The organism is Klebsiella sp. WOUb02, assembly GCF_050058015.1.
Lineage (GTDB): Bacteria > Pseudomonadota > Gammaproteobacteria > Enterobacterales > Enterobacteriaceae > Klebsiella.
Window position 1 is genome coordinate 594,620 of sequence record NZ_CP170106.1, and the last position, 26,736, is coordinate 621,355.

Consider the following 26,736-nt stretch of genomic DNA (forward strand, 5'->3'; position numbering starts at 1 on the left):
GTGCCGTGAACCGGCACTGACTTATTAAGAAGAGCCTGGACGATTATTTAGCGTTTTCTTTTTCCATCATGGCTTTTAGTTCTTTTTCTTTCATCATTTTCGCCATCGCATTAATAAAGGCGCGGAACATGATGCCATTAATAAAGGTGGTTAATGTGACGGTAAAGAACGCACTAGTAATAAGGTCAATATAAAGATGTCCGCTACTGATAAGGACAGGCTGATAAATCAGCACGCCAGCAAACACGATCCAGTGACTCATGCAATAAAAACAGTGGAAAAGATAACCCGTCATATGGCCGACTTTACTGGCGATTTTACGAACCGGGAGGAAGAGTTCCGTTTGGGTAATGGTGTAGGCAATGCTAGCGGTCGCGAGGCTTAGAACGAAGCAGTACCACAGTGCCTGAAGGGCAGATTGATCAATAACGTGTTGCACAATAACTCCTGATGGAATGAGTAACTCATGTAACAACAAAAGATACGATCATTATTATGCAAAAGCAATACGCCACATCGGAAGTATTGCTGTTGAGGGCACGTACGGATAAAAAGAATGATTATGTAAGAGGTGGGTATTATAGATTACTGATTGTTTTCTTTAAATTTACGGCAAAGATGACTGAGCGTAATTTCATTTAACCGTGACATTAGTAGGGTTTCAGCCTGTTTCAACGCATCTTCTAACTCGTCATTAACGGTATTTTCAATCAGGCAATGAGGATCATCACGATTAATACCCAGGTGATAAAGATGCGTGATCCCGACGGCCTTATAAATATCTAACAGCGTAACCAGGGTCGGATCGCAGCTTAGCGACCAGCCGCCATTATGCCCTTTCTCGGAACGGACATACCCGGCCTCACGCAGACCAGCCATTGAACGCCGTACCAGCACAGGATTGGTATCGAGCATTTCAGCCAGTTGTTGTGAGGTATAGTTGCCTCCATCACAGGCCAGGTGAACCAGCACATGCAGAACGCGTGATAATCGAGTGTCGCTTCTCAAATCCCCTCCGGTTAGCCGTATGTTCGTGACACGGGCTTTCTGGAGTGAAATAGTGGCACGAGATATTTCCGTTATAATAACCTAACATAATGGTGATCTGAACCTCGTTGCCCGATGCCGCTATTTGTAATGTCCGCATTTGGCACAGGGCTGCTGTTGCAGCCCTGACAACCTTAGACTTCAATCGACTCAGAGATCTCCAACGCATCATCGACTTCAATCCCCAGATAGCGAACCGTACTCTCCAGTTTCTTATGGCCTAACAAGAGTTGAATCACACGAAGATTCTTGGTTTTCTTGTAGATCAGGTAAGGTTTTGTTCTTCTCATGGAATGCGTGCTGTAAAGCGAATCTTCGAGACCAAGCTTTGCTATCCACCCATGAAAAATTCGGTTGTATTGCCGGGTTGATATGTGTTGGCAAGTACCGACCCGAGACCGGAACAGAAAGTCTTTACTGTGCAAATTGCCACGTTTTATCAATGCAGTAACAGCTTCTCTTGTCCCTTTAGTTATCTCAAATTGGACAGGGCTACCGGTTTTCTGTTGCAACACCGTTGCTCTGCTTGAAACAGAATTGCCATATGCAACATCTGATACTTTGAGTTTGACCAGATCACAGCCCCGTAGCTTACTGTCCAAAGCCAGGTTGAACAGAGCTAGATCGCGTGTTTTATCTTCCAGTTCAAGTCTGATTCGGATCCCCCAGATATGAGATATCTGAAGTGGCCTTTTTTGACCGATGATACGATCTTTGTTCCACGGTGACGTTTTCATACTTAAAATCTCCTGCAATGTGGGAGATTTGAGTATGGTTGTCCCTCAAGAGCGAACAGCAGACGTTATGTGTTAAGCAGAAATTCATTGAACCAACTGGACTTTCTGTTGTGATCCAATACCGCCTTATGTTGCTACGGATATATCGCTCAATTTCTGATGCATAAAATCAATGAGCGCTCTTGTTTTAGCAGGCAAGTAACGCCGATCTGAATAAAGTGCGAACAATTGCAATGGGGCTGCCGATTGTTCAAACTCAACCTCGATTAACCGTCCATCGCTAATGTAGGGTTGGCAGGCTTGCTTCGAGAGAATGGCAAAACCAACACCTGCTACCGCAGCGCGCCCTGCCATCTCTCCGCTGTCTACCCGATAATGCCCTTTAACTTTAATTGTCTCGAATCCCCCTTTCTTATTAACAAACTGCCACGGAGCACCTTTCAGTGCGCTTACTGTTGTAATACAGGGTAATTCTTCAAATTGCTGGATATGAGAAGGGGTGCCATAACGCTGAATGACGGAGGGGGCTGCAACAATGGTGCATGGAATCGTCATCAGATGACGGGCTATGTAGTCACTGTCATCCATCTGACCACGGGTAATAATGATCGCTAAATCCAGTTCATCCCGCAGGGATTCGAAACCTGACAAATTTGTGACACAGCTGATCTCGAGATCCGGGTACTGACAGGCGAAATCGGCAATAACAGAACCCAGCAATGCAGGACCTGCTTCACTGGGAATACAGATACGTAATGGACCCTTGAGTTGCATTTGCCGCAACGTTAATTCTGTCTCAGTTTGCTCAAGCGCCTCCAGCAATGGCTTCGCCCGGGTATAGAGTAAGTGCCCTGCCTGGGTAAGTTTCATATGTCGGGTGCTGCGCTCAATAAGCTGAAGATTCAGCTTTTCTTCTAACTGAGCAATACAACGACTAACATTTGATGTTGGCATTTCAAGGACTTTCGATGCCCCAACAAAACTTTCTCTATCAGCCACAGCAATGAACACTTTCAGACTATTAAAATCAAGAGCCGGACGCATCAACTATCCCATATATGATAATAATCAATGCCATTTCTACCATCTAATGCACATGATTGATAGCAGTTAAACTGGGATATCTTTCATCCACAGGTTGCTTGCTATGCCACTGGTCACAAAAACGTTTAATCATAAAGCCCTCATGCGGATAGCCATGGTAATGGCTTTTATCCAGTTCACCAATGCGCTGGAATATATGATGTTCAACCCTGTTTTTACTTTTATGGCAGCAGATTTTGCAGTTCCCGTATCATTTTCCGGCTATGTGTCGGGGATGTACACGTCTGGTGCAGTCCTTTCGGGCGTTATCGCCTTTTACTGGATTGGTCGTTTCAATAAGAAACGTTTTTTAACCACCAATATGGCGTTATTAGGCCTGCTGACATTTTTGACGACCTTCACCTCAAGTTTTAGCCTTCTGCTGGCACTACGATTCTGTGCTGGTCTGGTTGGCGGTACGACAATGGGTGTGGGTATAAGTATAGTGATAAACAACTCACCGGCTGACTTACGCGGAAAAATGTTGGCGACGGTGATTGCGTCATTTTCGATGGTAAGCATTGCAGGAATGCCCACGATATTATTTTTGTCTGCAAATTATGGCTGGCATGCCGCTTTGGGGTTAATCAGTACATTCTGTTTGTTGGCATTGCCACTGATTGTATTCTTCATACCTCAGGATCCGGACTCTTCAGACACGCTCCGCACGCTACCTCTCGATGTGGATACTTTACTTTTCGCCTCCGGTAATGCGTTTGTACAGTTTAGCCCGATGCTGGTCATTCCCGTGCTGGTACCATTAATGACACAGCAGTTGGGCGCTTCGCAAGACCTGTTGCCCTGGCTGTTCTTCGCCGGGGGTGTTGCAGGTTACCTGTCTACAAAAATTACTGGCGTGTTAACTTCCCATTTTTCTGCTTTAATTCTGGCTACAGGTTCAACCATCGTCTTTATACTGAGCTTATTAATCCCTATCCTCGGCTATCAGCATGCGGCGTTATTTATTGCTGTATTTCTCGGTGCCTCTTACAGTCGTCTGGTTTCATCTTCAGCGCTTACAATTCAGTTTCCTGATAACAGGCAACGGGCCGGATTCTCTTCATTACAGACATCAATAATGTATCTGATTACAACCGTCGCATTTTTCCTGTCAGCTTTTCTGTTACCCGATCATGGCATAGCACAACAAAATGTGAACACGTTGCTGGTGGTATGTGCAATTTCCGCCTCAGGGTTCCCAATTATAGTTATCCTTCTACAAAAGAAACTGGCTAAGCGTATTATCCAGCCTGATCACCGTATTGTTGATTAGGCTGTGTCCCTTAACCTAACAATCGTTTTAAAAATAACCGGATAGCGCCCAGTTTAAGCATGGTCAGATAGTTTCTGGCCTTTTTTTCTGAGCGTGTAGCTATACGGCGATTTTCTTTTAGCATCGCAAAGCAGCGTTCAACAACATTGCGCTTTTTGTACAACCGGACATTCAACTTTCGGCGACCATCTCGGCTGGCTTTTTCATTTGATTTGAACGGAATGACTGACTTTATTCCTCTCATTTTAAGATGATGACGCAGGGTCTGACTCGAGTAGCCCTTATCCGCTAACACCGCTTTTGGCCGGGACTTCAGATGCCCGCTTCTTCGTACTATCCCGACACGATTAAGCAATTTTTCCGCATATCTACTCTCATGGGCTTGTCCACCACTCAGGCAGAAACTTAGTGGTAACCCTGTGCTATCTGTCGCCAGGTGGACTTTGGTACCAAAGCCACCCCGAGAGCGACCCAGCCCATGGTCTTCAAGTTCATCGGGATGTTTTTTTTAGCTCCAGCGGCTGCTTTCAAAGCCCGAATGTTACTGCCATCAAGGGCTATGGCATCCCACCCAATCAACGCGTTGTCATCAAGAATGAACAGTAATTTATTGAAAATACAATTTATTATTCCAGCCTGAGACCATCGATTAAATCGATTGTAAATGGTCTTCCAGTGGCCATAGCGTTCTGGCAAATCCCGCCAGGGAGCCCCGGAGCATAATACCCAAAATATGCCATTCATAACTTGCCGGTGCTCGATGTAAGGTCGACCACCTTTGGCGGTACCTCGTTCAGGTGGCAAAACAGGATAAATCAGTGCCCAGGCTTCATCAGGGAAATCGTAACGTGCCAAGTGAAGAAACTTCTTGTGATTAGAACATTCATCAGATTGTACAAAAAATAGTTACGGGACACAGCCTAGCCTAACGTCCGCTCCTGGCACTCAGCGGACCTACACAACGGCGCCCACCGGGGCTCAACTGGACAGTAAAATGTCTCTGTCCAGCCTGTACCTGCCTGTGGCATCTATCTCAGTAATACCTGAATCAGCTGAACGAAGATATACACCGTCGCTGCCGCTTGTACTGCCCGGAACCCCCATCTGAGATAGCGCCATTGATGGCGTTCCCTGGCATCAGCGGCTTCAATAGCAGGGTCAGAAGTTTTTCTTTTCCTGGTCCGGAATTCATCGATTACCCACAGGATGAGAATAACGATGATGAGGGTTTTCTGAAGAATGGGATTATCCACAAAGAGTGACTCCGGCCTGCTCGCTGATAAAGGCAGAATAGATGAACCTCCTTCACGTAACCATCACTAAATGTGGGGGTAAAACTAGTTTTCATCCTGAAGGATTTTGCGGTGATTCTGTCCGTAGCGGGGGAGCGTAAATCTGCAGGGTACTCTTAATCTTTCACACACGTCTTTTGTCGTGAGCCCATTCACTTTGCGAAACCGGGGATCAATGGGCGCAATTGGTTGAGCATTGTTACCAGATAAACATTTCTCATAATAAGCAGGTCTGGATGAAGGCGCTCTGACAAACAAGCCGATAGCCCGAAGGGAAGCAGGGGCGCAGATAGCATCCTGGCCGTATACGGTGGTGATGGTGTTGAGAGAGTGGCCGGATATACGAACGCCACATATCCCCCGTTACACAACTGAAGAGATGGGTTGTATAACGGGGGGGATCCATACACGGGCAAGTCGTTGACGTCGCGGCCGGGAAAGCGCTTAGCTCACCAGCTGCTTGAGCAGCGCGAAGGCCTCTTTCATCCGGTCTTCGCTGACCACAAAGGCGCGCAGGCTGGTTTTCCGCATCCACGCCTTTAGCCACCAGGCCGTCGTTGGCGGCCACGATATTCCACGTTAAATCTTCGCGCCGCGTCTCCCCGGCCAGATGCAGCGGTAAATCCGGGGTTTTCACCTTCACCAGCATCGGCGGCAGCTTCAGTTCACCCGTCTGCTCGAGCAGATTTTTGCTCAGGCACATGGCGCTGAGCAGAATAGGCTGCAGGAACGGCAGCACCATGCCGTTAATTTCGGCGCAGTCGCCGAGGGCAAAGATTGCCGGATGGCTGCTGCGCAGGCGGCTATCGACCACCACGCCGCGGTTAATCTCAAGGCCTGCCCGACGCGCCACGGCGGTTTCCGGGCGCAGGCCAGCGGCGGCAACCACCGCGTCCACGGTCACGCTGCGCTGACGATCGACGCTCACGCGAATGCCGTCGGCGGTTTGCTCCAGCCCTTCGAGCTGGGTTTTCAGCATCAGGTGCACGCCCATATCGGTTAACCGATGCTGCAGGCGGCTGCTGGCCTCCGGCGGCATCAGCGCCGACAGCACGCTGGCGGAATTGTCGACCACCGTCACCGCTTTGCCGGCGCGGCAGAAATCCATCGCCAGCTCGCAGCCGATCAGCCCGCCGCCGACGATCAGCACGCGCCGCGCGTCGTGGAGCCGGGTTTGCGCGGCGCCGTATTCCCGCTGGCTGTTGAGGGTGAGCATCAGCTCGCGGCCCGGCACCGGCGGAATAAAGGGCGCGGCGCCGGTCGCCAGCACCAGCTTGTCGTAGCGCCACTCGCGGTCCTGACTTTTGACCACTTTGGCTTCGGCGTCGATATCGCTCACCCAGGTGTGCGGGAACAGGCGCAGATTATACTGCTCGGCAAACTCCCCCGCGGTTTGCAGGGTCAGATCCTCGACGCTCTGACCGCGGCTGATAACGTGGCTGAGGTCCGGCTTGTTGTACTCATCCATGCTGTCGGCGGCGATCAGCGTCAGCGGGATCTGCGGGTCCTGCTTACGAATATTTTTTACCAGCTGGCGGGCCGCGAAGCCCGAGCCGATGATGACGATGCCATCGCTCATACTGCCTCCGTTGCCAGAACGTCAAAGACATCTTTGCCGAGAGAGCACTCAGGGCACAGGAAGTTATCCGGCACGTCGCTCCACGGGGTGCCAGGCTGGACGTCCTGGTTCGGTTCGCCTTTCTCCGGATCGTAGATCCACTGGCAGACGCTGCACTGCATTGACGGGCCGAGGTCGGCCGCTGCTGCCGCGGCGCAGTCGCTCTGCTCAGCCGACGCTTTTTTATCAGCGCTGGCCGGCAGCGGGGAGAGGGCCCACTGGCGGGCGATTTCGCGACCGTGCTCGCGGCAAATTTCCAGCGTGTCCAGGTCCGGGCGCCATTTCGCCTTCAGACTCAGGGACATTTCAAAGCCGGCGTCCTGCAGGCGGGTAGAGAGGCGGTCAACCGCGCCGCCGCTCCAGCCGTGGGAGCCAAAGGCGCTGGCGCGCTTGTTGCGAAAACGCAGGCCGGTCATCTCCTCCACCAGGCCGGCGATTTTCGGCATCATGACGTTGTTCATGGTCGAGGTGCCTACCAGCACGCCTTTTGAGCGGAAGACGTTGGTGAGAATTTCGTTTTTGTCGCTGCGGGCGACGTTAAAGATTTTCACCGCCACGCGCGGGTCGATGTCGGTGATGCCCTGGGCGATCGCGTCGGCCATCATGCGGGTGTTGTTGGACATGGTGTCGTAGAAAATGGTGATGCGGTCTTCCTGATAATCCGCCGCCCATTTCAGGTACAGCTCGACGATTTGCGTCGGGTTATCGCGCCATACCACGCCGTGGGAGGTGGCGATCATATCCACCGGCAGGTTGAACCCGAGGATTTCGGTAATTTTCGGCGTCACCAGGCGGCTGAACGGCGTCAGGATGTTGGCGTAGTAGCGCTGGCACTGTTCGAACAGCTCGGTCTGATCCACTTCATCGTTGAACAGGTGCTCGTCGCAGTAGTGCTGGCCGAAGGCGTCGTTGCTGAACAGCACCGCGTCGCCGGTCATATAGGTCATCATGCTGTCCGGCCAGTGCAGCATCGGGGTTTCCACGAAGATCAGCTGCTTACCGTTGCCGAGGTCGAGGCTGTCGCCGGTTTTCACCACGTTAAAATTCTACTCCGGGTGATGGTGGTGGCCGGTGATGGAGTCGATGGCGTTGGCGGTGCAGTAAATCGGGGTGTCCGGGATCGAGTTCATCAGCTCGGTCAGCGCCCCGGCGTGGTCCTCTTCCGCATGGTTAATCACGATGTAGTCGATATCGGCGAGGTCGATTTCGCCGCGTAGGTTCTGCACGAACTCGCGGCTGAATTTATGATCCACGGTATCGATCAGGACGTTCTTTTCTTCGCGGATGAGATAGCTGTTGTAGCTGCTGCCGCGCAGCGTTTTATATTCGGTTCCGTGGAAATCGCGCACTTCCCAGTCGCGTTGGCCAACCCAATGAATGTTATTTTTAACCAGAATAGACATAGCAACCTCAATTAATTCAGCGTTTTCAAAATAAGATGCTTTGCTTATATCAAGCTGCGTGCCAACTTTTTAATATATTGATTTTATTTGATTTATTATTTTTAGCTAAAAGCGTTGATGTCAAAATGACAATGGTTAAAATAGTCGTTATGACTATTGTGATTGTCAAAATGACAGTGAGGCAGCGATGAGCTTTTCCGTAGAGGCGCTGGCGAAAATCGCTATTGATTTGCAAAGCGATATCGGCCATGCCGACCGCTTCCCGCGCCTGATTGCCACCCTGCGGCAGATCCTTGGCTGCGATGCCTCGGCGCTGCTGCGCTATGAGGCGCATCAGTTTGTGCCGCTGGCGATCGACGGCCTCGCCCAGGACGTGCTGGGGCGGCGCTTTTCCCTCGAAGGGCATCCGCGTTTAGAGGCTATCGCCCGCGCCGGCGACGTGGTGCGCTTTCCGGCGGATAGCGACCTGCCGGACCCTTACGACGGGCTGATCCCCGGCCAGGAAAGCCTCAAGGTTCACGCCTGCGTTGGGCTGCCGCTGTTTGCCGGGCAGACGCTGATCGGCGCGCTGACCCTCGACGGCATGGACGCCGACCGCTTTGATAGCTTCAGCGATGAGGAGCTGCGGCTGATTGCCGCGCTGGTGGCGGGGGCGCTGAACAACGCGCTGCTGATCGCCCGCCTGGAGAACCAGAACGTGCTGCCGGAGCCGAGCGTGAGCTACCCGGCCGCCGAGCGCCAGGAGATTATCGGCCTTTCGGCGCCGATGCTGCAGCTGAAAAAGGAGATTGATATCGTCGCGGCATCGGATCTAAACGTGCTGATTGACGGTGAAACCGGCACCGGCAAGGAGCTGGTGGCGAAAGCGGTGCATCAGGGCTCGCCGCGCGCCGCCAATCCGCTGGTCTATCTTAACTGCGCGGCGCTGCCGGAAAGCGTGGCCGAGAGCGAGCTGTTTGGTCACGTCAAAGGAGCGTTTACCGGGGCTATCAGCAACCGCAGCGGCAAGTTTGAAATGGCCGATAACGGCACGCTGTTCCTCGATGAGATCGGCGAGCTGTCGCTGGCGCTGCAGGCGAAGCTGCTGCGCGTGCTGCAGTATGGCGACATTCAGCGCGTCGGGGACGATCGCAGCCTGCGGGTGGACGTGCGGGTGCTGGCGGCCACCAACCGCGACCTGCGCCAGGAGGTGGTCGAAGGGCGTTTTCGCGCCGATCTCTATCACCGGCTGAGCGTCTTTCCGCTGTCGGTGCCGGCGCTGCGCGAGCGGGATCAGGACGTTGTGCTGCTGGCGGGCTATTTCTGCGAGCAGTGCCGCCTGCGGATGGGGCTGGGGCAGGTGGTGTTAAGCGGCGCCGCGCGGGCAAGGCTGGGCGCCTGGTCGTGGCCCGGCAACGTCCGCGAGCTGGAACACGCGATTCATCGCGCGGTGGTGCTGGCGCGGGCGACTCAGGCGGGGGATGACATCGTGCTGGAGCCGCAGCACTTTCAGTTTGCCGGCGACGCGCCGAACCTGGCGAGCGCCGCGCCGCCGGCGCCGACGCAGGCGCTAAACCTGCGCGAGGCGACGGAGGCGTTCCAGCGCGAGGCGATCGCCCGGGCGCTGGCGGAGAATAACCGCAGCTGGGCGGCAGCGGCCCGAGCGCTGGAGCTGGACGTCGCCAACCTGCATCGGCTGGCGAAGCGTCTGGGGCTTAAAGAATCCCGGCCTGATAAAAGTTCTGCAGGTTGATCGCGCCGACCAACTGGCCGCTCTCATCCACCACCGGGGCGGCGCTGATTTTGTGCTTCATCAGGCGTTCTTTGGCTTCAACCGCGCGGCTCTCGGCCTGCAGGGTCACGCCGCTGCGGGTCATCGCCCGGCTGACGGTATCCTCGAGGGTGCCGCCGCCCACCAGCCAGCGGCGCAGGTCGCCGTCGGTGAATACGCCCTCGACGCGGTTTTGCGCATCGCACACCGCCACCAGCCCCAGCCCGGTGCGGCTGAGTTCGAGCATGGCGGTCATCACGCTGGCGGTGATGTCAACGCGCGGCACGTCATCGTCGCGGCGCATCAGATGGTGGACTTTAATTCAGCAGCCGCGCGCCGAGCGCGCCGGCCGGATGCGAGCGGGCAAAATCTTCTTCATTGAAGCCGCGGGCCTGCATCACCGCCATCGCCAGCGCGTCGCCAAGCATCAGGGTGTTGACGGTGCTGGAGGTTGGGGCGAGGTGCATCGGACAGGCTTCGCGCTCTACGGCGATATCCAGTACCGCCCTGGCCGCCAGCGCCAGCGGGGATTTCGATTTGCCGGTCATCGCCAGCAGGGGAATCGATTTTTCTTCCAGCCGCGGCACGATCAGGTCGAGCTCCTTCGCCCCGCCGGAATAGGAGATAAAGAGCATCACATCGCGGCCGTCGAGCATCCCCAGATCGCCGTGCAGCGCCTCCGCCGGGTGGACAAAAAACGCCGGCGTGCCGGTGCTGGCAAAGGTGGCGGCCAGCTTTTTGCCGATATGGCCCGATTTGCCGATGCCGGAAACAATCAGTTTACCCTCGCAGTGGATGATGGTTTCCGCCGCGCGGATGAAGTCGTCGCCCAGGCGTTCAGGCAGGCGGCTCGCCTCCTGGAGCTCCAGCAGCAGGGTCTGGCGTCCGGCTTCTAACAGAAAGTTACTCATGATCTTCTCCAGTAATAATCACTTTGATGCCTTGCTCTTCCAGCGCCCGCTGGAAGGTCGGGTCGATACCGGCATCGGTAATCAACATATCCACGCTTTCAAGGCCGCAGACGATGTTTGGGCTCTTACGGCCAAACTTCGACGAGTCGGCCATCAGGATCACCTCCCGGGCGGCATTGCACATCGCTTTGCTGACGGTATACACCTCGTTGAAGGTGGTAACGCCGGCGTTCAGATCGATGCCGTCGGTCCCCATAAACAGCTTATCGAAGCTGAACTGCTCGAAGGCATTCTCCGCCAGCTGCCCGTGAAAGGAAGCGGATTTTTTGCGAAAGGTGCCGCCGGGCATCAGGATCGTTTGTTCATTGTCGAGCTCAGAGAGGGCGTTAACGATATGCAGGCTGTTGGTCATGACCGTGATGTTATTGAAGCGGCTGAGCAGGGGCACCATCTGCAGCACCGTACTGCCGGCATCGAGGATGATCGAGTCGCCGTCGTGAATAAAGCGCACGGCGGCTTCGGCGATGCGCGCTTTCTTGGCGGTATTGATCAGCGTTTTATGATCGATAGGCGGGTCGCTTTCGTCTTTATTCAACACCACTCCGCCGTAGGTGCGAATGACGGTGCCGGCATGTTCGAGGGTCACCAGATCCTTGCGGATGGTGGTGCCGGTGGTAGCGAAGTGTTGCGCCAGCTCTTCGACCGAGCACTTACCCTGCGACTGCAGATGCTCAATAATAGCTGCCTGTCGCTGACGTGGTTTCATAGCGGTTACATCCTGCGTTTAAAGTTTCGATATGATAATTTCGCAAGATATTTACTTTTACAACGAAATTATACATGTTTCGGTTTAAGCGCTAATGATAGTGCATTCCGACAGAGCGGATCATGGGGAAAGATCATATCCGGTCGCAATTCCTGCAAAAGTTTGCCCTCAAGCGCCGGAATTTGCTGCGGACGGGCGAAGACGGTCAGGCCCTTCATCAGCAGGGTGCCGCTGATGCGGTCGTGTTCATCAACCGCGATAGCGACGATGGCCCGCGGCTTGAAGCGGCCCGCCGAGCGACCGACGCCGACGCGGCCCTGCTGACAGAGTTTATCGAACGCGCGGTTAAAGCGGCGGATCTGCCAGCCGCCGAAGGCGAGCTGGGCGATCCAGGCGATGGCGGCGACGGTGATTAATGCGCTAACCATAAAATCTCCTTAAGGCGTGGCGTTGGGAAGAACCCGGATCGCGGCGCGACCCGGGAAGGGGCGGTTAAAACATCACCTGCCCGCCGGTGACGTTGATGGACTGCCCGGTGCAGTAAGAGGCCTGCGGGCTGGCGTAAAACATCAGCACGTTGAGCACGTCCTGATAATCGCAGCCGCGCTTCAGCGGAACCTTGTCGACGTAGTACTGCTCGACCTGATCTTCGGCGATACCCAGCTTATGGGCGTACTGCGGCAGCAGCGACTGGAACATCGGCGACTTCAGCAGGTTGCCGAGCATCAGCGCGTGCACGGTAATACCGTACTCCGCCAGATCCAGCGCCAGCGACTGGGTCAGCCCGACGCCGCCAAACTTCGCCGCGCTGTAGCCGGAATTATGCTTGCTGCCCACTTTGCCGGATTTGGAGTTGATCTGAATGATGCGTCCCTGAATGCCGTCGCGGATCATCAGCCGTGAAAACTCGCGGGCGCAGAGGAAGTAGCCCACCAGATTGACCTGCAGCGAGCGGTCGAAGTCGCCCAGCGCAAAATCGCTGATAAAGGCCGCTTTGGCGATCCCGGCGCTGTAGACCAGCAGATCCACGCGAGTAAATATCTCGTCCACGCCGCGGGCGAGGGCGACGACGCTGGCCTCGCTGGTCGCATCGGCGCCAAAACCGTACGCCGTCCCTTCGCCATACTCGGCGTTAATCGCCTGCGCCACGCGGGTGGCCTTATCGCTTTGAATATCCACCACCGCCACGCGATACCCCTGGGCGGCGAGGCCACGACACAGAAACTCACCTAAGGTTTGTCCTCCGCCGATGACAACAGCAACCTGACTCATAGTTCTCTCCTTACAGCTTAAGCAAAAAATTTCAGTACGCAGCCGGGGGCGATCGCCTCCGGCACGGGGCCGGCCACGTGCACCGTCCCCGGAAACTCCGCCACGCGGTGGCCGTCGAAACGCAGCGTGATATGGCCCAGCTCGCGCAGATTCTGTTCCGCCACCTCGCCCACTGCGGTGACCGGATAGCGCTGTTCTCCCAGTTGGAGCTGCGCCCCCGGCGCCAGCGCGCCGACAAGCTCGCCGTGGTTATGAATAAAGCAGTACTCTTCGATATCCGCCGGCGCGCCATCGCGGAAGGTAATCAGCATCTGCTCCTCCAGCGCCATCGTCGCGCTGGCGCCGATATGCGTAATGGTGGTCTGGTAAATCACGGTCATCTTCAGGAACCTCTTATTGGTAAATAAATCCGGAAACGAACCAGGCGATCAGCACCGTTGGCGCGCCGGTCAGGAAGCGGCTGACCAGCACCGAAGGCACCCCGACGCGCACCGTCTCCTGCCGGGCTTCGGCGAGCGACAGGCCGACCGGGATAAAGTCGCAGGCCGCCTGGGCGTTAATCGCAAACAGGGCGGGGAGGGCGAGATGCGGCGGAATATTGCCGAGGCCAATCTGCACGCCGATCAGAACGCCGATAACCTGGGCGATCACCGCGCCAGGGCCGAGGAACGGCGACAGCAGCGGGAAGGAGCAGATCAGCGCCAGCGTCACCAGCCCCAGCGGATGGCTGGCGAGCGGCGCCAGGCCGTGGGCAATCCAGTCGCCAATGCCCGAGGCCATAATGATGCCGATCAGCGCCGAGACGAAGGCCATAAACGGCAGGATCGTTTTCAGCACCGTGTCGATGGTGTCGCGCCCGGCCTGGAACAGCACCGCCACCACGGAGCCCATTCCCATACCGACCTTGGCCAGCAGGCCGTCGCTCTGCTCGGTGATTTTTTTGCTGGCATCGTAATCGCGGCCCGCGGGCTGAAGCGGGGCCGGTTCGTCGGCGCCGGCATCGGCGACAGGGTGGATATTCTCTTCCTTAACGCCTGAGACGTAGATGTCCTCAAGGATATATTGCGCCAGCGGCCCGGACTTGCCGGTGGCGTGGATATTGACGGTCGGAATACGCCGCTTCGGATAGATGCCGCAGCGCAGGGTGCCGCCACAGTCAATAATCGCCACGCCGATCTCATCTTCCGGCGGTTCCCCCTCTTTAAAGCCGTCCACGGCCGGCCAGCCGGTGAGCCGGGCGATCTTGTCGACGATCGCCGGGCGGGTTCCGGCGGTGATATAGACTATTTTTTTGCCTTCGACGGCGTCCAGCTCCAGCGGGCCGCCCCAGCCGCTGGCCCCTTTTTCAATACGAATACGCGTCATGATGCAGCTCCGGACAGATGCACTTTTTGTGCAAGCTGGATGGCCATTTTTTTCTCAAAAATGGAGGTTGTCAGATCGGTCACCCAGCCGCGGAAGAAGTTGGTTACCAGACCGACCAGCAGATAGCTCACCGCCAGCGGCCCCAGCGGCAGGCCGAGGGTGGTTAAGCCGTTGGCGATCCCGAGATAGACAAACAGCTCGCCGGGGTTGATATGGGGAAACAGGCCGTTCATGGAGTGGCAGCTGTAGGAGGCCGCCGCGTAGTAGCTGGGCTTGTACTTCTCGGGCATAAAGCGCCCGAGGCTCAGGGTCATCGGGTTACAGAAAACGAACGTCCCGATACAGGGCAGCAGCAGGTAGCGGGAGATGGGATTCCCGGCGCAGCGCTGCGCCAGCTTTTCGATCCGCTGCTGGCCGATAAAGTTGATCAGCGCGTTCATGATCACCAGCAGACTGATCAGCAGGGGCAGGATCCCGGTCACCATCCCGGTAAAGACCTCGCCCCCCTTCTGAAACAGGCCGATAAACCATTCGGCGCCGTGGGTAATAACTTCGATCATTATTCTCTCCTTTGTAGCGTTATTTTTCTTGCTAACTGGCAGCTGATTTTAATCATTTTGAAAGGTTTAAAAGTGTTAAATTGATCGCAAAATGAAAGATAAATATTTTAATTTGAAAGTTTATTGCCGGTGGGATGAAAATTTCTTCCCGGAAATTGGCCGGGAAGAGGATCTTCGGGCGGGGAGAGAGAGGGCTGACAGGACTATTTTGTCGGCGAATAGATTGCCGCTTCCTTGTTGACGGCCGCATGCTTTACCATAATTACCCCTTGCCGAATTTGTTAAATGGAAGTCCCATGTTGAAGCGTCGCTATCTGGCACTACTCCCGCTGTGCGTTCTCCTCGCTGCCTGCAGCAGCAAACCTAAAGCCACCGCAGTAACGGAGACGACGGGAGGATCCGGTGGCTTCCTGCTGGAGCCGCAGCATACCGTTATGAATATGGGAGGGGATTTCGCCAATAACCCTGCCGCAGAGCAGTTCATCGACAAAATGGTGAATAAGCACGGGTTTGACCGGCAGCAGCTGCACGAGATTCTCTCCCAGGCTAAGCGTCTGGATTACGTCCTGCGCCTGATGGACCGTCAGGCCCCGAGCGGATTGCCGCCAACCGGGCCGAACGGCGCGTGGCTGCGCTACAAAAAGCAGTTCATTACCCCGGATAACGTGCAAAACGGCGTGGCGTTCTGGAATCAGTATCAGGATGCGCTGAACCGCGCCTGGCAGGTCTACGGCGTGCCGCCGGAAATCATCGTCGGTATTATCGGCGTGGAAACCCGCTGGGGGCGCGTGATGGGGAAAACCCGCATTCTTGACGCGCTGGCGACGCTCTCCTTCAGCTATCCGCGACGCGCCGAGTACTTCTCCGGCGAGCTGGAAACCTTCCTGCTGATGGCGCGCAGCGAAAGCGACGATCCGCTGGATCTTAAAGGCTCCTTCGCCGGCGCCATGGGCTACGGCCAGTTTATGCCCTCCTCGTACCGCCAGTACGCGGTGGATTTCAACGGCGACGGGCATATCAACCTGTGGGACCCGGTGGATGCGATCGGCAGCGTGGCCAACTACTTCAAGCAGCACGGCTGGGCGAGCGGCGATCTGGTCGCGGTACCGGCAATGGGCCAGGCGCCGGGGCTGGAGAACGGCTTTAAGACCAATTACAGCGTATCGCAGACTGACGGCGGCCGGACTGACGCCAACGCAGCCGCTGGGCAACCATCAGCAGGCGAGCCTGCTGCGCCTCGATATCGGCACCAGCTACCAGTACTGGTACGGGCTGCCGAACTTCTACACCATCACCCGCTATAACCACAGCACCCACTACGCGATGGCGGTCTGGCAGCTCGGCCTGGCCGTTTCTCAGGCCCGCGGACAGTAAGCTTTCCCCGAGACTTCCCTCTGCCCGGAGGGGAGTCTGTTACATTTTGCAGCATTTCCCTTCGTTGACGCTGATTTACATTATTCCGCCGATCCAATAATGTTACGTTATAACATATTAGTTGGGGCAAAGATGTTCATCTCTCTTTTTTCAAGCTCCGCCGCGCTGCGCGTGGGCTTCGCCTGCGTCCTGCTGGCGCTGCTGTGGCTGGCGACCTGGTGGGCGGTAACCCTGCCATGATTGAACTGGAAAACCTGGTAGCCGGGTATGACGAGCTGGCGATTACCCCGGCGCTCAGCGGCGTTATCGCCGCGGGCAGCCTGACGGCCATTGTCGGCCTGAACGGCTGCGGTAAATCGACGTTGTTAAAAACGCTGGCCGGGTTTATTCCCCCGGTGAGCGGCCGCCTGCACTGGCGCACGTCGCGCCCGATTATCGGCTGGCTGGCGCAGCGGCATTCGCTGGAGTCACAGTTTCCCCTCGTGGTTCGGGACGTGGTGAGCCAGGGCGCCTGGCCGCAGGTCTCGCTCCTGCGCGGAATACGCGGCGAGATCCGCCGGCGCATTGACGCGGCGCTGGATCGCGTCGGCCTGACGTCAATGGCGAAAACGCCGATCGAAGCGCTGTCCGGCGGGCAGTTTCAACGCATGCTGTTTGCCAGGGTGATGGTCCAGCAGGCTCCGCTGGTGATGCTTGATGAGCCCTTTACCGGGATCGATGAGTCTACCAGCCGCGAGCTGATGACGCTGATCCTTGAGATGCACCGGCAGGGGCAGACCGTGCTGGCGGTGCTGCACGATAACCAGCGCGTCGCCGAATATTTCCCGGAAACCCTGCTGCTCGAGTCCCGGCACGCCCGCTGGGGCGAGACTGGCAGCGTGCTTCCCGCCTTCGACTCCGCGAGGCTGGCATGATCTGGCACACCTTCTTTCAACCTTTTATCGAATTCGGCTTTATGCGCCGCGCGCTGGTGGTGTGCCTCGCGCTCTCGCTGAGTACCACCATGCTCGGGGTTTTCCTGCTGCTGCGACGCATGAGCCTGATGGGCGATGCCCTGTCGCATGCGATTTTGCCCGGCGTCGCGGTGGGCTATCTGCTTAACGGCATGTCGCTGCTGGCGATGTCGGTGGGCGGCTTTATCGCCGGCATCGCGGTGGCGCTGGTGGCGGGGTGGGTCAGCCGCCGCACGCCGCTTAAAGAAGACGCCAGCTTCGCCGGGTTTTACCTGGGCTCGCTGGCGCTGGGGGTGACGCTGGTGTCCCTGCGCGGCTCCAGCGTCGATCTGCTGCATCTGCTGTTTGGTTCGATTCTGGCGGTGGATAACGACGCGGCGCTGTTCGTCGCCGGGGTCGCCAGCCTGACGCTGATTTGCATCGCGCTGCTCTATCGCGGGCTGGTGAGCGAGGCCTTCGACAGCGCGTGGCTGCAGGTGAATAACCGCCGGCTGCCCGCGCTGCTGCATGGCCTGTTTCTGGCGCTGCTGGTGCTGAACCTGGTGGCGGGTTTCCAGGTGCTGGGCACTCTGATGGCGGTGGGGGTGATGATGCTCCCGGCGGTGGCCGCCTGCTGCTGGGCGCGAACGCTGCCCGCCATTCTGCTGCTGGCGGCGCTGATCGGCAGCGCCTGCGCCTGGATGGGGCTCAGCCTGTCGTGGGCGGCGAATTTGCCCGCCGGCCCCGCCATCGTGCTGACCGCCAGCGGGATCTTTTTTATTTCAGTGTTTTTTGGCACGCGCAGCCGGCTGGTGGTCGGCTGGCGCAAATTAATGGGGTAAGGAAAATATGATGAAACGTACCGGGGTAGTTTTAGCGCTGGCGCTGGGCCTGGCGGCGCAGGGGGCGATGGCGAAAACGCTCAACGTGGTCAGCAGCTTTTCGGTGCTGGGCGATATCGTGCAGCAGGTTGGCGGCGAGCATGTTCACGTCGATACGCTGGTCGGTCCCGACGGCGACCCGCACACCTTTGAGCCATCGCCGCAGGACAGCGCTTTGCTCAGCAAGGCCGACGTGGTGGTAGTCAACGGCCTCGGGCTGGAGGGGTGGGTCGACCGGCTGATTAAAGCATCGGGATTCAAAGGCGAGCTGGTGGTGGCGTCGACGGGCGTAAAAACGCATACCCTCGATGAGGACGGGAAAACGGTGACCGATCCGCACGCCTGGAACAGCGCCGCCAACGGCGCGCTGTACGCGCAAAATATCCTCAGCGGGCTGGTCAAAGCCGACCCTGAAGATAAAGCGGCGCTTGAGGTCTCCGGCAAGCGCTATATCGGCCAGCTCAACGAGATTCACGGCTGGGCGCAGAACCAGTTCAGCGCCATTCCGCAGGCGAAACGTAAGGTTTTGACCAGCCATGACGCGTTCGGCTACTTTGGCCGCGCCTACGGCGTGACCTTCCTTGCGCCGCAGGGACTGTCGTCGGAAAGCGAAGCCAGTGCCGCGCAGGTTGCGGCGCTGATTAAACAGATTAAAGCCGATAACGTGCACACCTGGTTTATGGAAAACCAGCTCGATCCGCGCTTGGTGAAGCAGATTGCCAACGCCACGGGCGCGCAGCCGGGCGGCGAGCTCTATCCGGAAGCGTTGTCTAAACCGGGCGGCGTGGCGGACAGCTACGTGAAAATGATGCGTCATAACGTCGAACTGATTGCCGCCAGCATGAAGTAACGCGCTATTTACGGTCCCGGCCCTCGGGACCGTCCTTTTTCGGAAGCCCCCTCGTAAATTCATCTCCCGATCCCCACATCTGTGCTGAAAGTGCTATCTTTGATGGCCTCTTTATCTGGCTTAAACGGGGCGACGATGACAGATTCGGAATTAATGCAGCTGAGTGAGCAGGTTGGGCAGGCGCTGAAGGCGCAGGGCGCGACGGTGAGCACGGCTGAATCCTGTACCGGCGGCTGGATTGCTAAAGTGCTTACCGATATTGCCGGCAGTTCGGTGTGGTTCGAGCGCGGATTCGTTACCTATAGCAACGAAGCTAAATCCCAGATGATTGGCGTCAGCGAAGCGACGTTGGCCGAGCACGGCGCGGTGAGCGAACCGGTGGTGGTGGAGATGGCGATTGGCGCACTGCGCGCCGCGCGCGCCACCTACGCGATCTCGGTGAGCGGCGTGGCCGGGCCGGACGGCGGCAGCGCAGAAAAGCCCGTCGGCACGGTGTGGTTTGGCGTTGCCTGCGCCAACGGGCAGGGGATCACGCAGCGGGAGTGCTTCGCCGGAGACCGCGAGTCGGTGCGCCGTCAGGCCACGGCCTACGCCCTGCGGCTCCTCTGGCAACAATTTCTACAAAATACTTGATACTGTATGAGCATACAGTATAATTGCCTCAACAGAACAGAATTCACTACCCGGTTCCACCCGGCATGACAGGAGTAATAATGGCTATCGACGAAAACAAACAGAAAGCGTTGGCGGCAGCACTGGGCCAGATCGAAAAACAGTTCGGTAAAGGCTCCATCATGCGCCTGGGTGAAGACCGTTCCATGGACGTGGAAACTATCTCCACCGGTTCGCTTTCACTGGATATCGCCCTCGGCGCCGGCGGTCTGCCAATGGGCCGTATCGTCGAGATCTACGGGCCAGAATCTTCCGGTAAAACGACGCTGACTCTGCAGGTTATCGCCGCCGCGCAGCGTGAAGGTAAAACCTGCGCCTTTATTGATGCAGAACACGCGCTGGATCCGGTGTATGCCCGCAAGCTGGGCGTTGATATCGACAACCTGCTGTGTTCTCAGCCGGATACCGGCGAGCAGGCGCTTGAGATCTGCGACGCGCTGGCGCGCTCTGGCGCGGTAGACGTGCTGGTGGTCGACTCCGTTGCGGCGCTGACGCCGAAAGCGGAAATCGAAGGCGAGATCGGCGACTCTCACATGGGCCTCGCGGCGCGTATGATGAGCCAGGCAATGCGTAAGCTGGCCGGTAACCTGAAGCAGTCCAACACGCTGCTGATCTTCATCAACCAGATTCGTATGAAAATTGGCGTGATGTTCGGTAACCCGGAAACCACCACCGGCGGCAACGCGCTGAAATTCTACGCCTCCGTGCGTCTGGATATCCGCCGTATCGGTGCGGTAAAAGATGGCGATAACGTCATCGGTAGCGAAACCCGCGTGAAGGTCGTGAAGAACAAAATCGCCGCGCCGTTCAAGCAGGCGGAGTTCCAGATCCTCTACGGCGAAGGCATCAACTTCTTCGGCGAGCTGGTCGATCTGGGCGTGAAAGAGAAGCTGATTGAAAAAGCGGGCGCCTGGTACAGCTATAACGGCGACAAAATTGGTCAGGGTAAAGCGAACGCCATCACCTGGCTGAAAGAGAACCCGGCAGCGGCGAAAGAGATCGAGAAGAAAATTCGCGAGCTGCTGCTGAACAACCAGGACTCCACGCCGGACTTCGTGGTTGACGGTAAAAGCGAAGAAGAAAGCGAACAGGATTTCTGATATCGTCGGGTAATTGTCTCCTGAATCGTTCAGGTTGCAGGGCTGGCAGGGCCAGCGCACGTGCGATTTGAAATACGATGGGAAAACAAGGGGCTGCTTATGCGGCCCTTTTGCTTTTTGATTATCGAGGTGCCCGTGACTGAACCTTCATCCCGCCGTTCCGGCTACGCCCGCCTGCTGGATCGCGCGATTCGCATTCTGGCAATGCGCGACCATAACGAACAGGAGCTGCGGCGCAAGCTGGCCGCGCCGGTCATGGGGAAAAATGGCCCCGAGGCGCTGGACGTTATGCCGGAAGAGGTCGATCGGGTTGTGGCCTGGTGCATCGAAAACCGCTACCTCGATGACCAGCGCTTTGTCCGCCAGTTTATTGCCAGCCGCAGCCGCAAAGGCTACGGTCCGGCGCGCATCCGCCAGGAGCTGAACCAGAAAGGTATTACCCGCGAAGAGAGCGAGCGCGCAATGCGCGAGTGCGAAATCGACTGGGCGCAGCTGGCGAAAGAGCAGGCGCAGAGAAAGTATGGCGATCCGCTCCCCACCGTATTTGCCGAAAAAGTCAAAATACAGCGCTTTTTGCTGTACCGCGGCTACCTGATGGAAGATATCCAGGAAATCTGGCGAAATTTTGCAGATTGACCCATCGGGGATTTTACTTCCCCGTAAAGAAAACTTATCTTATTCCCACTTTATTCCGTCCGGCCGCTGGCTGTTTAAAAGGCAGTCAGCGCCCAGGACGATTATTCCTTATACACAAATCATTCGCGCTGCACCAAGGCAGCAACGGAGCGAGTCCCTGAGGCGTACGCAGGTACGTGACTGAGGTGAACGAGCGCAGCCAGCGTAGAGGCGGCGTGAAGGATGAAGTGTATAGCTTGATTTCAGGATAATTATGAGCAAGAGCACTGCTGAGATCCGTCAGGCGTTTCTCGACTTTTTCCATAGTAAGGGACATCAGGTAGTTGCCAGCAGCTCCCTGGTGCCGCACAACGATCCGACCCTGCTGTTTACCAACGCCGGGATGAACCAGTTCAAGGATGTGTTCCTTGGCCTAGACAAGCGTAATTATTCGCGCGCGACCACCTCGCAGCGCTGCGTTCGCGCGGGTGGTAAACACAACGATCTGGAAAACGTCGGCTATACCGCACGCCACCACACCTTCTTTGAAATGCTGGGCAACTTCAGCTTCGGCGACTACTTCAAGCAGGATGCTATCAAGTACGCATGGGAGCTGTTAACCGGCGAAAGCTGGTTCGCTCTGCCGAAAGAAAAGCTGTGGGTGACCGTTTACGAAACCGATGACGAAGCTTTCGATATCTGGGCCAACGAGGTTGGCGTTCCGCGTGAGCGCATTATTCGCATTGGCGACAATAAAGGCGGCGCGTTTGCCTCCGATAACTTCTGGCAGATGGGCGATACCGGTCCCTGCGGCCCGTGCACCGAAATCTTCTTTGACCATGGCGACCACATCTGGGGCGGCCCTCCGGGAAGCCCGGAAGAGGACGGCGATCGTTACATTGAGATCTGGAACATCGTCTTCATGCAGTTTAACCGTCAGGCTGACGGTACCATGCAGCCGCTGCCGAAGCCGTCCGTGGATACCGGTATGGGCCTGGAGCGTATCGCCGCCGTTCTGCAGCACGTGAACTCCAACTACGACATCGACCTGTTCCGTCAGCTGATTGAGAGCGTGGCAAAAGTGACCGGCGCCACCGATCTGAGCAACAAGTCGCTGCGCGTGATTGCCGACCATATTCGCTCCTGCGCGTTCCTGATCGCTGATGGCGTGATCCCGTCGAATGAAAACCGCGGCTACGTGCTGCGTCGTATCATTCGCCGTGCCGTCCGCCACGGCAATATGGTCGGCGCGAAGGATACCTTCTTCTGGAAGCTGGTTGCGCCGCTGATTGAGGTCATGGGCTCCGCCGGCGAAGAGCTGAAGCAGCAGCAGGCTCAGGTTGAGCAGGTTCTGAAAACGGAAGAAGAGCAGTTTGCCCGCACTCTGGAACGCGGCCTGGCGCTGCTCGACGACGAGCTGGCTAAGCTGAAAGGCGACACCCTCGACGGCGAAACGGCCTTCCGCCTGTACGATACCTACGGCTTCCCGGTCGACCTGACCGCGGACGTATGCCGCGAGCGCAACATCAAAGTTGACGAAGCAGGCTTCGAAGCGGCAATGGAAGAGCAGCGCCGTCGCGCGCGTGAGTCCAGCGGTTTCGGCGCCGACTACAACGCGATGATTCGCGTTGAGGGCGCTTCTGAGTTTAAAGGCTATGACCACCTGGAACTGAACGCGAAAGTGACCGCGCTGTTCATTGATGGTAAAGCGGTTGATTCCGTCGCTGCCGGTCAGGATGCGGTAGTGATTCTCGATCAAACGCCGTTCTACGCTGAATCCGGCGGCCAGGTCGGCGATAAGGGCGAGCTGAAAGGCGCGGGCTTCTCGTTCACCGTCAGCGATGCGCAGAAATATGGCCAGGCCATTGGCCATATCGGTAAACTGGCCGGCGGTATCCTGAAAGTGGGCGATGCGGTGCAGGCCGACGTCGATCGCGCCCGCCGCCAGCGTATCCGTTTGAACCACTCCGCGACCCACCTGATGCATGCAGCGCTGCGCCAGGTTCTCGGTACGCACGTGGCTCAGAAGGGCTCTCTGGTAAATGATAAAGCGCTGCGCTTTGACTTCTCGCATTTTGAAGCGATGAAGCCGGAAGAGATCCGCGCGGTTGAAGATTTGGTCAATGCGCAAATTCGCCGCAACCTGGCTATCGAAACCAACATTATGGATATCGATGCGGCTCGCGAATCGGGCGCCATGGCGCTGTTCGGCGAGAAGTATGATGACCGCGTTCGCGTCCTGAAAATGGGCGATTTCTCCACCGAGCTGTGCGGCGGGACTCACGCTGCACGGACCGGCGATATCGGCCTGTTCCGCATCACCTCCGAATCCGGGACCGCCGCGGGCGTGCGCCGTATTGAGGCGGTAACCGGTGAAGGCGCGATTGCGAGCCTGCATTCGCAAAGCGATCTGCTGGGCGATATCGCACAGCTGCTGAAGGGCGATAGCCATAACCTCGGCGACAAGGTACGCTCCGCGCTGGAACGTACTCGCCAGCTGGAAAAAGAGCTACAGCAGCTGAAAGAGCAGGCGGCAGCGCAGGAGAGCGCAAACCTCTCCAGCAAAGCGGAAGAGATTAACGGCGTTAAGCTGCTGGTCAGCGAGCTGGTCGGCGTTGAGCCAAAAATGCTGCGTACCATGGTTGACGATCTGAAGAACCAGCTGGGTTCGACGGTTGTAGTGTTAGCCACGGTTGCGGATGGTAAGGTTTCTCTGATTGCCGGTGTGTCTAAGGATGTGACAGATCGCGTGAAGGCAGGGGAGCTGGTTGGTATGGTCGCTCAGCAGGTGGGCGGCAAAGGGGGCGGTCGTCCGGATATGGCTCAGGCCGGTGGTACCGATGCGTCTGCTCTCCCTGCTGCGTTAGCCAGTGTGAAAGGCTGGGTAAGCGCAAAACTGTAATAACTATAAACGCATAGGTGCCGTGATCTGCGGATCGCGGTATCTTGCAAGAGAAGCACTGATAACGATAAAGTCGGGTTGAAGTTGTGTATATCGGCTAAACTTAGGTTTAACAGAATGTGATGCCATGACTGCGTTACGCCGTGAGGCGTTTGTCATCGCTTACTTTTTGGCGTTATATGATGGATAATGCCGGGATACGAGAGACCCGACTCTTTTAATCTTTCAAGGAGCAAAGAATGCTGATTCTGACTCGTCGAGTTGGTGAGACCCTCATGATTGGAGATGAGGTCACTGTGACAGTTTTAGGGGTTAAGGGTAACCAGGTACGTATTGGCGTTAATGCCCCTAAAGAAGTCTCCGTGCATCGTGAAGAGATCTACCAGCGTATCCAGGCTGAAAAATCCCAGCAGTCCAGTTACTAAGGTTTTCGCGCCTCGCGATTTCGTGAGGCGCATCCCACCGCCAGCCGATTTCTCTCTATTTTCTACTTCAGACGCCTCTCTTTTCCGCTACTTGCCCATCGTCGACTATCTTTATTTTTTGCCTGTAGCAGGCCGTAAACCCTCAATTTCTGTTGAGTAAACGCTCTTTTTGCCGTTTTTGCAGGCTGATTGCGCGGTAAGTGTGCAAACGGAAAAAAGGTCTCGAAAAATTGTTTGACTTATAAGTACCAGAAAGTAATATGTGCGCCATCGCAGCGACGAAGAGCAGAAACAAGTTCTTCGAAGCACTCGAAAGAGGCGTGTGGTGAGGTGGCCGAGAGGCTGAAGGCGCTCCCCTGCTAAGGGAGTATGCGGTCAAAAGCTGCATCCGGGGTTCGAATCCCCGCCTCACCGCCATTTTGCATCCGTAGCTCAGTTGGATAGAGTACTCGGCTACGAACCGAGCGGTCGGAGGTTCGAATCCTCCCGGATGCACCATCTTCTCTGAGATAGCAGCTATTCTGTTGTTTCATGGTCTGCGAGATAATCGTCAGCGCCAGGAAAGACAGCATAGTAAAGAAGTTCTCCCTGATGCATCCGTAGCTCAGCTGGATAGAGTACTCGGCTACGAACCGAGCGGTCGGAGGTTCGAATCCTCCCGGATGCACCATCTTCTTCGAGATAACAGCGATACTGTTGTTTTATGGTCTGCGAGATAATCGTCAGCACCAGGAAAGACAGCATAGTAAAGAAGTTCCCCCTGATGCATCCGTAGCTCAGCTGGATAGAGTACTCGGCTACGAACCGAGCGGTCGGAGGTTCGAATCCTCCCGGATGCACCATCTTCTTCAAGATAACAGCACTTTTGTTGTTTCATGGTCTGCGAGATAATCGTCAGCGCCAGGAAAGACAGCATAGTAAAGAAGTTCTCCCTGATGCATCCGTAGCTCAGACTGGATAGAGTACTCGGCTACGAACCGAGCGGTCGGAGGTTCGAATCCTCCCGGATGCACCATCTTCTCCCGAAATAACCCCAACACAATTGCTTCATGGTCTGCGAAATCATCGCCAGCACCAGGGAGGATAACGTCGCGTAAGCGACGGCCCGTAGGGCGAACCCAGTGAGTCATCCTCCCGGATGCACCATCTTCTCCCGAAATAACCCCAACACAATTGCTTCATGGTCTGCGAAATCATCGCCAGCACCAGGGAGGATAACGTCGCATAAGCGACGGCCCGTAGGGCGAACCCAGTGAGTCATCCTCCCGGATGCACCATCTTCTCCAAAATAACCCCAACACAATTGTTCCACGGTCTGCGAAATAGCCCCGCGTTCGAAAACCTTATCGCCCAACCACCCCGTCAGCCGCCGTCGCTTAGCCGTTTCAGCACGCTCTTTCGCACTTTTTTATATTGGCAAGTTGCTCTTTCCACTATAATTTACCCCTGTATATCGACCTGATTCGGGTGAGATGAGTGCAAGGAGAGAAATCCATGAGATGGTTCAAAGCAATACCTGCCTTTTGCGCGACGCTTCTGGTCGCCGTATCTCTGGCTGGCTGTGCCGGATCGGCCACTAAGGAAAGCACCGGCGGCTATATCGACGACACCGTCGTGACCACCAAAGTTAAAACCGCGCTGTTTAACGAAAAAGAGATCAAATCCACTGAAATTAGCGTGCAGACCTTCAAAGGTCGCGTTCAGCTGAGCGGCTTTGTTTCGTCGCAGACGGATGCGAATCGCGCCGTAGAGGTGACCCGCAGAGTGCAGGGCGTTCGTGTGGTTGAGAATGATTTGAAAATCAAATAAGCCGCTGCATCGTTATGATAAAGGCGCCCCGTGGCGCCTTTGCTGCTTCTGCCTCCGCCCGCGACAATATGCGTCTTTTGCGATAAAGTAACCTTTCCC

Annotated in this window: 22 protein-coding genes, 5 tRNA genes and 5 pseudogenes; 17 read left to right on the forward strand and 15 right to left on the reverse strand. The window is 56.3% G+C overall.

Annotation, left to right across the window (positions count from 1 at the left end):
- Positions 1-43: 43 nt before the first annotated feature.
- The 4 genes from ABOC21_RS04975 to ABOC21_RS04990 all read right to left on the reverse strand — a co-directional run bounded on the left by ABOC21_RS04975 (position 44) and on the right by ABOC21_RS04990 (position 2,828).
- A complete protein-coding gene (locus ABOC21_RS04975) occupies positions 44-439 on the reverse strand; it encodes a DUF1360 domain-containing protein (protein ID WP_426812148.1) in 396 nt (131 codons plus the stop codon).
- 146 nt (positions 440-585) lie between these two features.
- Positions 586-1,008: an Rrf2 family transcriptional regulator gene (locus ABOC21_RS04980; protein WP_426812149.1), complete on the reverse strand. Its 423-nt coding sequence runs from the start codon at positions 1,006-1,008 to the stop codon at positions 586-588.
- Positions 1,009-1,181: 173 nt separating this feature from the next.
- On the reverse strand, positions 1,182-1,784 hold the full coding sequence (locus tag ABOC21_RS04985) for a site-specific integrase (RefSeq protein ID WP_426812150.1): 603 nt from the start codon (positions 1,782-1,784) through the stop codon (positions 1,182-1,184).
- Between the two features lie 126 nt (positions 1,785-1,910).
- Entirely contained in the window at positions 1,911-2,828 is a 918-nt protein-coding gene (locus ABOC21_RS04990; RefSeq protein WP_426812151.1) for a LysR family transcriptional regulator, read from the reverse strand.
- Between the two features lie 103 nt (positions 2,829-2,931).
- Here ABOC21_RS04990 and ABOC21_RS04995 point away from each other — a divergent pair, with 103 nt between their 5' ends.
- Complete coding sequence (locus ABOC21_RS04995; RefSeq protein WP_426812152.1) at positions 2,932-4,140, forward strand: MFS transporter; 1,209 nt, start codon at positions 2,932-2,934, stop codon at positions 4,138-4,140.
- Positions 4,141-4,150: 10 nt separating this feature from the next.
- Here ABOC21_RS04995 and ABOC21_RS05000 read toward each other — a convergent pair.
- The 4 genes and pseudogenes from ABOC21_RS05000 to norV all read right to left on the reverse strand — a co-directional run bounded on the left by ABOC21_RS05000 (position 4,151) and on the right by norV (position 8,453).
- Positions 4,151-4,995, reverse strand: a pseudogene (locus tag ABOC21_RS05000) (IS5 family transposase).
- Positions 4,996-5,168: 173 nt separating this feature from the next.
- Positions 5,169-5,393 carry a hypothetical protein gene (locus tag ABOC21_RS05005; protein WP_426812153.1) on the reverse strand — a complete coding sequence of 75 codons (225 nt, stop codon included), beginning with the start codon at positions 5,391-5,393 and terminating at the stop codon, positions 5,169-5,171.
- 483 nt (positions 5,394-5,876) lie between these two features.
- A pseudogene (gene norW, locus ABOC21_RS05010) lies at positions 5,877-7,011 on the reverse strand (NADH:flavorubredoxin reductase NorW).
- Positions 7,008-8,453 (reverse strand): annotated as a pseudogene (gene norV, locus ABOC21_RS05015) (anaerobic nitric oxide reductase flavorubredoxin). Before norV ends, norW begins: the two co-directional pseudogenes overlap by 4 nt.
- 187 nt (positions 8,454-8,640) lie before the next feature.
- On the opposite strand from norV, the gene norR reads away from it, so the two are divergent.
- On the forward strand, positions 8,641-10,185 hold the full coding sequence (gene norR, locus ABOC21_RS05020) for a nitric oxide reductase transcriptional regulator NorR (RefSeq protein WP_426812154.1): 1,545 nt from the start codon (positions 8,641-8,643) through the stop codon (positions 10,183-10,185).
- On the opposite strand, the pseudogene gutQ reads toward norR, so the two are convergent.
- From gutQ to srlA, 7 genes and pseudogenes are all read right to left on the reverse strand, one after another.
- Positions 10,148-11,114, reverse strand: a pseudogene (gutQ, locus tag ABOC21_RS05025) (arabinose-5-phosphate isomerase GutQ). The gene norR and the pseudogene gutQ sit on opposite strands and share 38 nt — an antisense overlap.
- Positions 11,107-11,880 carry a glucitol operon DNA-binding transcriptional repressor SrlR gene (srlR, locus tag ABOC21_RS05030; RefSeq protein ID WP_426812155.1) on the reverse strand — a complete coding sequence of 258 codons (774 nt, stop codon included), beginning with the start codon at positions 11,878-11,880 and terminating at the stop codon, positions 11,107-11,109. The pseudogene gutQ and the gene srlR overlap by 8 nt, the downstream one beginning before the upstream one ends.
- Before the next feature lie 68 nt (positions 11,881-11,948).
- A complete protein-coding gene (gutM, locus tag ABOC21_RS05035) occupies positions 11,949-12,308 on the reverse strand; it encodes a transcriptional regulator GutM (RefSeq protein WP_426812156.1) in 360 nt (119 codons plus the stop codon).
- Between the two features lie 64 nt (positions 12,309-12,372).
- Positions 12,373-13,152 carry a sorbitol-6-phosphate dehydrogenase gene (gene srlD / locus ABOC21_RS05040; RefSeq protein ID WP_426812157.1) on the reverse strand — a complete coding sequence of 260 codons (780 nt, stop codon included), beginning with the start codon at positions 13,150-13,152 and terminating at the stop codon, positions 12,373-12,375.
- 17 nt (positions 13,153-13,169) lie between these two features.
- Entirely contained in the window at positions 13,170-13,532 is a 363-nt protein-coding gene (srlB, locus tag ABOC21_RS05045) for a PTS glucitol/sorbitol transporter subunit IIA (RefSeq protein WP_426812158.1), read from the reverse strand.
- A 13-nt stretch (positions 13,533-13,545) separates the two neighbouring features.
- Positions 13,546-14,517 (reverse strand): PTS glucitol/sorbitol transporter subunit IIB, encoded by a 972-nt coding sequence (gene srlE, locus ABOC21_RS05050; protein ID WP_426812159.1) that lies wholly within the window; start codon positions 14,515-14,517, stop codon positions 13,546-13,548.
- The gene (gene srlA / locus ABOC21_RS05055; protein ID WP_426812160.1) at positions 14,514-15,077 is read right to left on the reverse strand and encodes a PTS glucitol/sorbitol transporter subunit IIC; all 564 of its coding nucleotides are present in this window, start codon (positions 15,075-15,077) and stop codon (positions 14,514-14,516) included. The genes srlE and srlA overlap by 4 nt, the downstream gene beginning before the upstream one ends.
- 296 nt (positions 15,078-15,373) lie before the next feature.
- On the opposite strand from srlA, the pseudogene mltB reads away from it, so the two are divergent.
- The 15 genes and pseudogenes from mltB to ABOC21_RS05130 all read left to right on the forward strand — a co-directional run bounded on the left by mltB (position 15,374) and on the right by ABOC21_RS05130 (position 26,637).
- Positions 15,374-16,451: pseudogene (gene mltB, locus ABOC21_RS05060) on the forward strand (lytic murein transglycosylase B).
- Between the two features lie 203 nt (positions 16,452-16,654).
- Entirely contained in the window at positions 16,655-17,365 is a 711-nt protein-coding gene (locus tag ABOC21_RS05065; RefSeq protein ID WP_426812161.1) for a metal ABC transporter ATP-binding protein, read from the forward strand.
- Positions 17,362-18,225 carry a metal ABC transporter permease gene (locus ABOC21_RS05070; protein ID WP_095098396.1) on the forward strand — a complete coding sequence of 288 codons (864 nt, stop codon included), beginning with the start codon at positions 17,362-17,364 and terminating at the stop codon, positions 18,223-18,225. The genes ABOC21_RS05065 and ABOC21_RS05070 overlap by 4 nt, the downstream gene beginning before the upstream one ends.
- A 10-nt stretch (positions 18,226-18,235) precedes the next feature.
- The gene (locus ABOC21_RS05075; RefSeq protein ID WP_426812568.1) at positions 18,236-19,114 is read left to right on the forward strand and encodes a metal ABC transporter substrate-binding protein; all 879 of its coding nucleotides are present in this window, start codon (positions 18,236-18,238) and stop codon (positions 19,112-19,114) included.
- 135 nt (positions 19,115-19,249) lie between these two features.
- Complete coding sequence (pncC, locus tag ABOC21_RS05080; RefSeq protein ID WP_426812162.1) at positions 19,250-19,747, forward strand: nicotinamide-nucleotide amidase; 498 nt, start codon at positions 19,250-19,252, stop codon at positions 19,745-19,747.
- An 80-nt stretch (positions 19,748-19,827) separates the two neighbouring features.
- Complete coding sequence (gene recA / locus ABOC21_RS05085) at positions 19,828-20,886, forward strand: recombinase RecA (RefSeq protein WP_426812163.1); 1,059 nt, start codon at positions 19,828-19,830, stop codon at positions 20,884-20,886.
- A gap of 135 nt (positions 20,887-21,021) precedes the next feature.
- Positions 21,022-21,522: a recombination regulator RecX gene (recX, locus tag ABOC21_RS05090; protein ID WP_426812164.1), complete on the forward strand. Its 501-nt coding sequence runs from the start codon at positions 21,022-21,024 to the stop codon at positions 21,520-21,522.
- Positions 21,523-21,775: 253 nt separating this feature from the next.
- A complete protein-coding gene (gene alaS, locus ABOC21_RS05095; RefSeq protein ID WP_426812165.1) occupies positions 21,776-24,403 on the forward strand; it encodes an alanine--tRNA ligase in 2,628 nt (875 codons plus the stop codon).
- Between the two features lie 239 nt (positions 24,404-24,642).
- The gene (gene csrA, locus ABOC21_RS05100) at positions 24,643-24,828 is read left to right on the forward strand and encodes a carbon storage regulator CsrA (protein ID WP_000906486.1); all 186 of its coding nucleotides are present in this window, start codon (positions 24,643-24,645) and stop codon (positions 24,826-24,828) included.
- Positions 24,829-25,152: 324 nt separating this feature from the next.
- A tRNA-Ser gene (locus ABOC21_RS05105) sits at positions 25,153-25,245 on the forward strand.
- Positions 25,246-25,249: 4 nt separating this feature from the next.
- Positions 25,250-25,326, forward strand: a tRNA-Arg gene (locus ABOC21_RS05110).
- A gap of 95 nt (positions 25,327-25,421) precedes the next feature.
- A tRNA-Arg gene (locus ABOC21_RS05115) sits at positions 25,422-25,498 on the forward strand.
- Between the two features lie 95 nt (positions 25,499-25,593).
- A tRNA-Arg gene (locus ABOC21_RS05120) sits at positions 25,594-25,670 on the forward strand.
- Between the two features lie 95 nt (positions 25,671-25,765).
- Positions 25,766-25,843: transfer RNA gene (locus ABOC21_RS05125), tRNA-Arg, on the forward strand.
- Between the two features lie 479 nt (positions 25,844-26,322).
- Positions 26,323-26,637: a BON domain-containing protein gene (locus ABOC21_RS05130; RefSeq protein ID WP_426812166.1), complete on the forward strand. Its 315-nt coding sequence runs from the start codon at positions 26,323-26,325 to the stop codon at positions 26,635-26,637.
- Positions 26,638-26,736 lie beyond the last annotated feature (99 nt).

Coding starts and splice junctions, on each gene's coding strand:
- ABOC21_RS04985 (WP_426812150.1), bottom strand. CDS start 1,784: ATGAAAACGTCACCGTGGAACAAAGATCGTATCATCGGTCAAAAAAGG.
- srlB (WP_426812158.1), bottom strand. CDS start 13,532: ATGACCGTGATTTACCAGACCACCATTACGCATATCGGCGCCAGCGCG.
- gutM (WP_426812156.1), bottom strand. CDS start 12,308: ATGGTTAGCGCATTAATCACCGTCGCCGCCATCGCCTGGATCGCCCAG.
- srlE (WP_426812159.1), bottom strand. CDS start 14,517: ATGACGCGTATTCGTATTGAAAAAGGGGCCAGCGGCTGGGGCGGCCCG.
- ABOC21_RS04990 (WP_426812151.1), bottom strand. CDS start 2,828: ATGCGTCCGGCTCTTGATTTTAATAGTCTGAAAGTGTTCATTGCTGTG.
- ABOC21_RS05075 (WP_426812568.1), top strand. CDS start 18,236: ATGAAACGTACCGGGGTAGTTTTAGCGCTGGCGCTGGGCCTGGCGGCG.
- pncC (WP_426812162.1), top strand. CDS start 19,250: ATGACAGATTCGGAATTAATGCAGCTGAGTGAGCAGGTTGGGCAGGCG.
- alaS (WP_426812165.1), top strand. CDS start 21,776: ATGAGCAAGAGCACTGCTGAGATCCGTCAGGCGTTTCTCGACTTTTTC.
- recA (WP_426812163.1), top strand. CDS start 19,828: ATGGCTATCGACGAAAACAAACAGAAAGCGTTGGCGGCAGCACTGGGC.
- srlA (WP_426812160.1), bottom strand. CDS start 15,077: ATGATCGAAGTTATTACCCACGGCGCCGAATGGTTTATCGGCCTGTTT.
- srlR (WP_426812155.1), bottom strand. CDS start 11,880: ATGAAACCACGTCAGCGACAGGCAGCTATTATTGAGCATCTGCAGTCG.
- csrA (WP_000906486.1), top strand. CDS start 24,643: ATGCTGATTCTGACTCGTCGAGTTGGTGAGACCCTCATGATTGGAGAT.
- srlD (WP_426812157.1), bottom strand. CDS start 13,152: ATGAGTCAGGTTGCTGTTGTCATCGGCGGAGGACAAACCTTAGGTGAG.
- norR (WP_426812154.1), top strand. CDS start 8,641: ATGAGCTTTTCCGTAGAGGCGCTGGCGAAAATCGCTATTGATTTGCAA.
- ABOC21_RS05130 (WP_426812166.1), top strand. CDS start 26,323: ATGAGATGGTTCAAAGCAATACCTGCCTTTTGCGCGACGCTTCTGGTC.
- ABOC21_RS05070 (WP_095098396.1), top strand. CDS start 17,362: ATGATCTGGCACACCTTCTTTCAACCTTTTATCGAATTCGGCTTTATG.
- ABOC21_RS04995 (WP_426812152.1), top strand. CDS start 2,932: ATGCCACTGGTCACAAAAACGTTTAATCATAAAGCCCTCATGCGGATA.